Source organism: Saccharomonospora saliphila YIM 90502, from assembly GCF_000383795.1.
GTDB classification, from domain to species: Bacteria; Actinomycetota; Actinomycetes; order Mycobacteriales; family Pseudonocardiaceae; genus Saccharomonospora; species Saccharomonospora saliphila.
This window is the reverse complement of the sequence record NZ_KB912649.1, coordinates 1-2,510: the sequence shown is the minus strand read 5'-3', so window position 1 is coordinate 2,510 and position 2,510 is coordinate 1. Positions and strand designations below refer to the sequence as shown.

3 protein-coding genes and 1 pseudogene are annotated in these 2,510 nt (G+C 69.8%); 3 read left to right on the top strand and 1 reads right to left on the bottom strand.

Annotated elements, in window-relative coordinates; genetic code table 11:
• The 3 genes and pseudogenes from SACSA_RS22060 to rplA all read left to right on the top strand — a co-directional run.
• Positions 1-232: pseudogene (locus tag SACSA_RS22060) on the top strand (transcription termination/antitermination protein NusG); the annotation flags it as partial.
• 79 nt (positions 233-311) lie between these two features.
• Positions 312-743 (top strand): 50S ribosomal protein L11, encoded by a 432-nt coding sequence (rplK, locus tag SACSA_RS0108095; protein ID WP_019814926.1) that lies wholly within the window; start codon positions 312-314, stop codon positions 741-743.
• Between the two features lie 103 nt (positions 744-846).
• Entirely contained in the window at positions 847-1,566 is a 720-nt protein-coding gene (gene rplA / locus SACSA_RS0108090) for a 50S ribosomal protein L1 (RefSeq protein WP_019814924.1), read from the top strand.
• Between the two features lie 72 nt (positions 1,567-1,638).
• Here rplA and SACSA_RS0108085 read toward each other — a convergent pair whose 3' ends face one another.
• Positions 1,639-2,481, bottom strand: coding sequence for a hypothetical protein (locus SACSA_RS0108085; RefSeq protein WP_019814922.1), 843 nt, complete (start codon positions 2,479-2,481; stop codon positions 1,639-1,641).
• Positions 2,482-2,510: the final 29 nt, after the last annotated feature.

Below are 2,510 nucleotides of genomic sequence, written 5' to 3'. Positions count from 1 at the left end.
CGCCCAGGGCGAGCCCGCGGCGGCGGCCGCCGAGGCGCCCGCGGCGGGTCGCACGGTGCAGGTCGAGTTCGAGGTCGGGGAGTCGGTCACCGTCATGGACGGCCCGTTCGCCACGCTGCCCGCGACGATCAGCGAGGTGAACGCGGACGCGCAGAAGCTGAAGGTCCTGGTGTCGATCTTCGGCCGGGAGACGCCGGTCGAGTTGTCGTTCACCCAGGTCTCCAAGATCTGACGGCCGGAGTCCCGGCCGCAGGCAAGGCCCCGCGCCACGGCAGGTGTGCGGGGACGAGTGACACCGAACAGGAACGAGAATGCCACCCAAGAAGAAGAAGCTCGCAGCGATCATCAAGCTGCAGATCCAGGCGGGTGCCGCGAACCCGGCGCCGCCCGTGGGTCCGGCGCTGGGTCAGCACGGCGTCAACATCATGGAGTTCTGCAAGGCCTACAACGCCGCGACCGAGTCGCAGCGCGGCAACGTGGTGCCGGTCGAGATCTCCGTGTTCGAGGACCGCTCCTTCGACTTCAAGCTCAAGACCCCGCCCGCGGCGAAGCTGCTGATGAAGGCGGCGGGCGTCGACAAGGGCAGCGGCGAGCCGCACAAGTCGAAGATCGGCAAGATCAGCTGGGACCAGGTCCGTGAGATCGCCGAGACCAAGAAGACCGATCTCAACGTCGAGGACATGGACCAGGCGACGAAGATCATCGCGGGTACCGCCAAGTCGATGGGTATCACGATCGAGTGACCACCCTGCGCCGGAGCCCACGGGGTTCCTCGCAGCAGGAGTGTGGAAGGGCCACGCGCTGACCCGCACCACGACTGATCCGCTCACTACCTCAAGGACAGACATGACCAAGCGCAGCAAGGCCTACCGTCAGGCCGCCGAGCTGATCGACCGCGACCGGCTGTACACGCCGTTGGAGGCCGTGAAGCTCGCCAAGGAGACCGCCAAGGTCAAGATGGACGCCACCGTCGAGATCGCCATGCGGCTCGGCGTGGACCCCCGCAAGGCCGACCAGATGGTCCGCGGCACCGTGAACCTGCCGCACGGAACGGGCAAGACCGTCCGCGTCATCGCCTTCGCGACCGGCGAGAAGGCCAGCGAGGCCGAGGCCGCCGGCGCCGACGCGGTCGGGACCGACGAGTTGATCGAGCGCATCCAGGGTGGCTGGCTCGAATTCGACGCCGCGATCGCGACCCCGGACCAGATGGCGAAGGTCGGGCGGGTGGCCCGAGTCCTCGGCCCCCGTGGTCTGATGCCGAACCCGAAGACCGGCACCGTCACCCCGGACGTCGCCAAGGCCGTCGCCGACATCAAGGGCGGTAAGGTCAGCTTCCGCGTCGACAAGCAGGCGAACCTGCACATGGCGATCGGCAAGACGTCGTTCGACGCGGACAAGCTGGTGGAGAACTACGCCGCGGCGCTGGACGAGGTGCTGCGTGCGAAGCCGTCGGCCTCGAAGGGCCGGTACCTGAAGAAGGTCACCTTCACCACGACGATGGGCCCCGGCATCCCGGTCGACCCGGCCCGGACCCGCAACCTGCTGGTGGAGGACGCCGCGAGCTGATCGCGCGCACACCACCGGACCCGGCGGGCGGTCGTCCACACGGACGGCCGCCCGCCTTCGTGTCGGGCGGGATCAGCGTGTCGTCCGCGCGCTCGGATCGGGGCGGCAGGTGCTCGGTCCCGGCTGGTGGTTGGTGATGATCCACTGGCCGAGTTCCACCCGGGTCACGGTGAACACGCCGAGGGCGGGTCCGCCGTCGATGTCGAAGTCGCACGAGTCGATCCGCACGCGGTCCGCCCCCGGGTCGTACCGGCGCGGGTAGAGGGACTCGGCGTAGTCGTTGACGTGGGTGACCTGGGCGTGCAGGGCCAGGACCGCGCGACGGCAGTCGGCGTGCCCGGTGTTCGCGGCGAACCGTTGCTGGATGCCCGCCTCGTTGTCGAAGTAGCCGCAGGCCTGCGCGAACAGCGGTTCACCGGTGTCCGGGTGGGTCTGGGCGATGGCGTCGTAGACCTTGCGCACCGCCTCGTACGGTTGCGAGGCCAGCAACTGCTCGGTGCGGTAGGTGCCGCCGCCGGACTGGGCGAGCTCGGCGGGACTCTTCGCGTCGTCAGACCCGAAGAGCTGGTCCAGCAGCCAGAGCACGAACACGGCGAGCAGCAGGAAGAAGATCAGCCACGCGAGCACCTTCTTGCCGAGCCAGAGCACCCAGCCGGGCACGCGGGGCCGATCCCGCGACGACTCCTCCCGCCTGTCGTGTGGGCGCACGTCGGTGCCCGGTGTGCCGACGAGGTCGGTGCCGGTGGCGGTTCGTTCCAGCTCGCCGCCGGTGCTCGGGGGCGCGGTGAGGGCTCCGCCCGCTGCCGCCCGCGCCTGCTGGAACCGCTGGAACTCCTGGAACCGCTGGAACTCCTCGAACTGCCGCCACTGCTCCGGGTCGAGCCCGGCCGGGCTCGCGCCTCCGCGCCGTTCCACCGCCGAAGCCCCACCGGCTCCGACGGGCG